The organism is Roseibium sp., assembly GCF_025698965.1.
Classification (GTDB): Bacteria; Pseudomonadota; Alphaproteobacteria; order Rhizobiales; family Stappiaceae; genus Roseibium.
The window spans coordinates 1-6,144 of the sequence record NZ_JAILWL010000401.1; the positions used below are offsets into that span (position 1 = coordinate 1).

A 6,144-nucleotide genomic window follows, 5' to 3' on the forward strand; every position below is an offset into this window, starting at 1 on the left:
CTGGAAGCCTTTATCCGGGTGAATGCGGAACGCGGCGAATATGGGCCCGGCGACATTGAAGGCAAGATCGCGCGACGGATAGAGCGGGCGAAACTGTTCGAGCCGCATTATTTCGAACGCGTCCGGCCCAACGGCCAGATTATTGCGGTTTCCGGAACACCGCTGCCGCAGGGCGGCTTCGTAACGATCTATTCCGACGTCACCGAAGAACGTCAGCGTCAGGAAAAGCTGGAGCGAACGGTGGAAGAGCGCACCCGCGCCCTGCAGCAGTCGGAAGACTGGCTGCGGTTGGTCACCGACAACATTCCGGCATTGATCGCCTATCTCTCCCCCGGCCCGATCTTCCGCTTCGCCAACCGGCGCTATGCGGACTGGTTCGGCCAGTCGGTCGCCTCAATAGCCGGGCGCCCGGCGCCGGATGTGGTCGGTGAGGAACTGTTTCAGGAACTCCTGCCTCATATCAATCGCGCCTTTGAAGGCAACGCGGTCAGCTATGAATATCAACGCAAGCGCTCCGACGGCACGATCGCCTATATGCGCTCCACCCTGATCCCGGACATGACGGTGGACGGCCGCACGCTCGGCATATTCGTGCTATCGCTGGACGCAACGGACCAGAAACAGGCCGAGGCAACCCTGGTGCAGTCCCAGCGCATGGATGCGGTCGGCAAACTGACCGGCGGTCTCGCCCACGATTTCAACAACCTGCTTGCGATCCTGATGGGCAACCTGCTGAGTGTCAGTCGCATGGAAGGCCCTGTCGACAAAGCAGCACTCGACAAAAAACTCTCGCCGATGCTGGAGGCGACCAAACGCGGCACCGATCTGATCCAGCGTTTGCTGGCCTTCAGCCGGGGTAAGGCGATCGACCCACAAACCGTATGTCTGGCGCAGGTCGTCGCAAGCGCGGGTCGGTTGCTCGACGGCTCCCTGCCTTCCAGCATCACGCTTGAAACGGATGTCGCTGACAAAGGCATCGGTGCGCGGATCGACCCGACCCAGATGGAAACAGCCCTGATCAACCTTGCGTTCAATGCCCGTGATGCCATGCCTGAAGGCGGCACGCTGCGAATCGGCTTGTCCGAGACACAGCTTGAAAAACGCATCGCCGACGAACTGGGGTTAGAGGCCGGGCGCTATGCAAGGATCGTGGTGGAAGACACCGGCACCGGCATGGATGAAGAAACCCGACTGCGTATTTTCGAACCGTTCTTCACCACCAAGAATTTTGGCACCGGCAGCGGCCTTGGCCTTTCCATGGTCTACGGCTTCATCCATCAGTCTGGCGGGGCGATCCAGGTGGACAGCAAGCCAGGCAAAGGCACGCGGTTGACGCTCTATCTCCCGTATCAAGAAATGGAATTGGCCGGAAAAGCCGGAGGCGACACGACTAAGAAAGCCGATCTGAAACGCGGTGAGGGTGAACTTCTTCTTCTGGTGGAGGACGATCCGGATGTCGCCAATGCCGTCACCGATCAGCTTCAGAACCTTGGCTATACGGTCTTGAGGGCTGAAAGTGCGGCGGATGCCTGCCAGTTAGCCCTTGACCTGCCGGAACTGCGCGGTGTGCTCAGTGACATCATCATGCCTGGTCAGATCAATGGTCTGGCGCTTGCCCGCGAGATTCGTCAGAAACGGCAGGATCTCGGCATAGCTCTCATGTCCGGTTACGCGGACTGGTCGGCTCTGGCCGGCCAGGGCGAGGCTTGCGAATTTCCGGTCTTGGCGAAACCCTTCGCAGATGATCAACTGGCGAACACGCTGCACGAAATACTCTCCTAAAGGATAAACCCGGCATATGCGCTCACCCGCCCAGAGAACGGTTTTTATTGTCGATGACGAACCGGAGATTGGCCGGCTTCTTCAGGAAGCGATGACCCAGTTCGACATCGAGGGCGAGGTCTTTTCGACCGCGGCATCCGTACTTGCGGCGCTCAGTACCCGCACACCCGATGCCTGCATCATCGATCTCGGCCTGCCGGATATGGAAGGCATGGCACTCATCAATGAGATCCGGCGGCAATCCTCTGTGCCGATCATCGTCTTGTCGGCACGCGGCCACTCCACAGACCGGGTGATGGGTCTGGAACTTGGCGCGGATGACTATGTTGTCAAACCCTTTGACCCACGCGAGGTCGTTGCCCGCATCCGCTCGATCCTGCGCCGGTCGTCCGATCAGGTTCAACCGGCTGCCGAGACCCAGATGGCGCACTTCGAAGGCTGGACATATCAGCCCTCATCCCACTGCCTGGTGACCCCGGAGGGCGAGGAGACATTTCTCTCCACCGGTGAGGCCACCTTGCTGGAAGCGCTTCTGCGTGCACCCAAGCGCGTGCTGACGCGCGACTATCTGCTGGAACATGGCGGCAGGGACGAAAGCCTGGATCGATCCATCGATGTCCGCATCTCGCGTATCCGCAAGAAACTCAATCGCAAGGATGGCCCGGCCCTTATCCGCACCATCTACGGCTCCGGCTACATGCTCACATGTGATGTGAAGTGGGGCTGAAACGCCCCCTTGCCGACATACCTGCAACGATTGAAAACATCGCTCACGAAAGCTGGTGGACTAGGCCGTGGACTCATTAACGCGTAGCCAAAGCCGGATGGCAGCGAGCTTGACGAAGGCAAGGAAGTTGGCTGCGTGTTTCTCATACCGCGTAGCGATGCGCCGACGGTGTTTGATCCGGTTGAATAACCGCTCAACGTGATTTCGATGACGGTAGAGATACGGACTAAAGCAGATCGGATCGCGCCGGTTCCGACGGGGTGGGATGTTCGCCCAGCCTCCACGTGAACTTACGAAAGTTCTTATCTCGGTCGCATGGTAAGCCTTGTCGGCAAGAACCATTCCGCCGCTCGGTAGGTTTTCAAGTAGAGCCCGAGCCATCAGACTGTCATGCTGCTGACCGCCGGTAATCATGACTTGGAGCGACAGTCCGTTCGCATCGACAACGGCGTGGATTTTGGTCGTCAGCCCTCCACGCGAACGCCCAAAGCCTTCGCTAGCACTATTCCGGATGCAACTTGCGTGCTGATTGGCGCGGACAATCGTGCTGTCGATTATTTGCACCTCGGCATCGTCCCGATGCGAGATGGCAGTCAGGATACGACCCCAAACGGCTGCGCGACGCCAACGCACGAAGCGATTGTAGCAGGTGGTGTAGGGGCCGAAATGCTCGGGCAGATCACGCCAAGGCGCTCCCGACCGCAAGACCCAGAAAATGCCGTTCAGGACACGCCTGTCATCTACACGCGGGACGCCTCGCGGCTTGCATGGAAGGACTGGTGCTATCACCCGCCATTCGGCATCGGAGAGGGTGTGTCTCATATTCAAGGCTCCTTTTCGGAGCTTGAATCACGCCTGTATGCCAAAGTTCAATGTCTGCTTTGCCTCCAGACACCGTGGCCCCGCTGGTTAGGTCGACCGGCCGCTTGGAGCCCTTTGCTACCTTTTAATTGTTACGGTTCCTGCAATCGAAGCCTTGCAAAAAGACGAGCTGAAAGGTTCTTGCAAGGTTAGGCTGCAAAAAGTGGTTGTGATCTTGTTGACGGACCTTGAAAGAAAACAATATGAAATTTACGTCAGACCAACTGCTCGAATTTTCTCGCTCAATGCTGGCCGCGGCGAAGGTGCGTCCTGAAACGTCAAAGTTGGTGGCCGAAACACTGGTGTGTGCTGAGCTTTGGGGGCATCAGTCGCACGGTTTGCTCAGATTGCCATGGTATTTGGAGCGGATCGCCACAGGTGCCACCGATCGAACGGCAGAAAAAGAAATTGTCATCGATGGCGGTGCAATTGCTGTGCTGGATGGGCACAACGGGATTGGACAGGATATTGCTCATACCGCAATGTCAGAAGCAATTCGACGATCCAAAGCACATGGAGTCGGTGTGGTTTCGGTGCGCCGCTCCGGGCATTTCGGGACTGCCATGTACTTCACGCGGATGGCGGCTGAAGCGGGATGCATCGGGATCATCACGACCAACGCAAGCCCAGCGATGGCACCCTGGGGCGGCCGTGAGAAAAAAATAGGAAACAATCCTTGGTCCATTGGAGCGCCAACCCGCAAAGGCCCAATGGTGATGGACATCGCAAATACCGTGGTCGCTCGCGGCAAGATATTCAACGCCATAAAAAAAGGCGAAAACATACCTGATGACTGGGCTATTGACAGCTCGGGGGCGCCGACAGTGAACCCTGAGGAAGCGCTCAAGGGTTTGATACAGCCGCTAGCTGCACACAAAGGATATGTGATTTCAGTCATGATGGACGTGCTTTCAGGAGTTCTATCAGGAAGCGCTTTCATGGCTAATGTGGTGGGTCCATACATGCCAAAAGGACAAAGCGGTGTCGGGCACTTGGTAATCGCGCTCAATGTCAATGCGTTCCGACCCTATGAGGATTTTCTGGATGACATGGATGTGATGGTCGATCAAATTAAGTCGACGCCACTTGCCGTAGGATTTGATGAAATCTTTTATCCGGGGGAACTGGAAACAAGGAACGCAGAACGACACCAGATTGACGGCGTGAGCTTGCCGACGGAAACCGTTGAGCAACTGAACAAATATGCCGATGGGCTAGGTGCTCGTCGTTTGACATAGTTTGCTGTAGCGCTCGATTAGTGCGCGCGCCATCGCAGCTTCTGCCAGATTGCTAACGCTCCCATACCGAGTTCTTCGCCCAACACCGACAGCTAGCGAATGTCTCAAAGGTCCGCAAAGCTGACCTACGCGATTGATTGATCGTCTTGAGAGATTCCGCCGACAGCGGTCATCGGCGCTCGCCCGTTTATGAGAACACGTCCTAGACAAATGCAGGATAGGCATCTCGGCCTGATCCTCCCGCGATCAGACCCGGCTTGGATCGGTCTTTCCGTTCCTCTCTCAGGCTATTGCGTGGTCAGTTCCCTCACATAAATCTTCCTGATCCACTCAGGAAGGAACGGCAGAGCTGAGACCAGCCGCCTTTCACTGAACACAAGACACTGTACCGGTGGCTCATTCAGTTTGGAGTTGTCATAAACCAGCGCGCGGTCAGTCTTCAGTGCCGCCTGCCGGATCAGATCCGCGCCACGTGAAAAGCGGGAAGATTGCTCTTCCCGCTTTTGATTTCGTATCGGTCCAGCCTCTAGAAACTCAAAGAAATGTCCCTGTGATCCGAAAGGCAGGCAGCGACGTCAAGGGCCATGCTATTGGGCAGGCGGCTTTGAGCACGCAGACCGATATTGTTGACAACAGCGGTATCGTAGGCCTCAAGCTGCGGCAGGATTTCCTCTGCGGCCCGCTGCCGCCAGACAAGGTCGGCATCCAGCGCGGCTATCGACTTGTCGATCTCGGCCAGGGCTTCCTCGGCGTTTGGCTGACGGCTCCGCATGATCTTGCGGGCCTCGGTCAAGCCTTTGCGAATTTCGCTCGTGCCTTCCGCTTCACCGACTTTGGACCTCATGGCTGCAATGGCATCCACTGCGGCTTTCGGCTCAAGCTGCGTCACCTGATCCTTCAACGCCTCAAGTTCAGGCTTCAGCGCCGCGACCTTTTCGGCATCCGCAAGGATCGCCTTCAACTCCAACACCGGTTCATAGGACTGGTCCACAGTTCGCCGATAGCTCTGACGAGCCGACGTTTCCGCCTTCTGGATCGTGGCGAACTCGCCGTATGTTTCTTCCCAGTTTGAGGGAATCTGGCCCAGAAGTGCATCATGTTCCGCCTTCAGTCCTTCGATGCGCGCCTTTGCACGTTCACCTTGTTCGGGCGAATAGATGCCGTTGGGACCCGACCGGTCGACAATGACCTGAAGTTCCGCGATGTGTTCGTCAATGCGTCTCGCATCGCGCTCCAATGCGCGCACCTGAACGTGAACCGGCTTGTAGGCACCGGAAGCGACAGCTACCTGAAGCTCGGCATCCTTGATGGATTGCATCAACGGCAAGGCTTCGCGGGCCTTTTCATAACCTTCGATCAGATCGTCGCGGAGATCTTCGGGCAGATAGCTCATGTCAACGCTTTCCGCCGCCTGGATGGCTGCCAGAATGCTGTCGCCATTTTCCTGGAAATCCTCATAAACCAGGGTTTCCATGCAATACTGCAGGCGTGGGTTTTTCGGCGGGGGCGCTGTTTCGGACAAGAGAGCCGACCGGT

Annotated in this window: 4 protein-coding genes and 1 pseudogene; 3 read left to right on the plus strand and 2 right to left on the minus strand. The window is 57.2% G+C overall.

The annotated features are described in order from the left end of the window. On the plus strand, positions 1–1,782 hold a 1,782-nt coding region (locus tag K5905_RS25130; RefSeq protein ID WP_297589222.1), incomplete at its 5' end, for a PAS-domain containing protein. Positions 1,783–1,798: 16 nt separating this feature from the next. After that, positions 1,799–2,509, plus strand: a complete 711-nt coding sequence (locus K5905_RS25135) for a response regulator transcription factor (RefSeq protein WP_297589224.1) — start codon at positions 1,799–1,801, stop codon at positions 2,507–2,509. Between the two features lie 60 nt (positions 2,510–2,569). Here K5905_RS25135 and K5905_RS25140 read toward each other — a convergent pair whose 3' ends face one another. After that, complete coding sequence (locus K5905_RS25140) at positions 2,570–3,331, minus strand: IS5 family transposase (protein WP_297589227.1); 762 nt, start codon at positions 3,329–3,331, stop codon at positions 2,570–2,572. Between the two features lie 227 nt (positions 3,332–3,558). Here K5905_RS25140 and K5905_RS25145 point away from each other — a divergent pair, with 227 nt between their 5' ends. Then, on the plus strand, positions 3,559–4,608 hold the full coding sequence (locus K5905_RS25145) for an Ldh family oxidoreductase (protein ID WP_297589231.1): 1,050 nt from the start codon (positions 3,559–3,561) through the stop codon (positions 4,606–4,608). Between the two features lie 526 nt (positions 4,609–5,134). Here K5905_RS25145 and K5905_RS25150 read toward each other — a convergent pair. Continuing rightward, a pseudogene (locus tag K5905_RS25150) lies at positions 5,135–6,144 on the minus strand (C4-dicarboxylate ABC transporter permease); the annotation flags it as partial.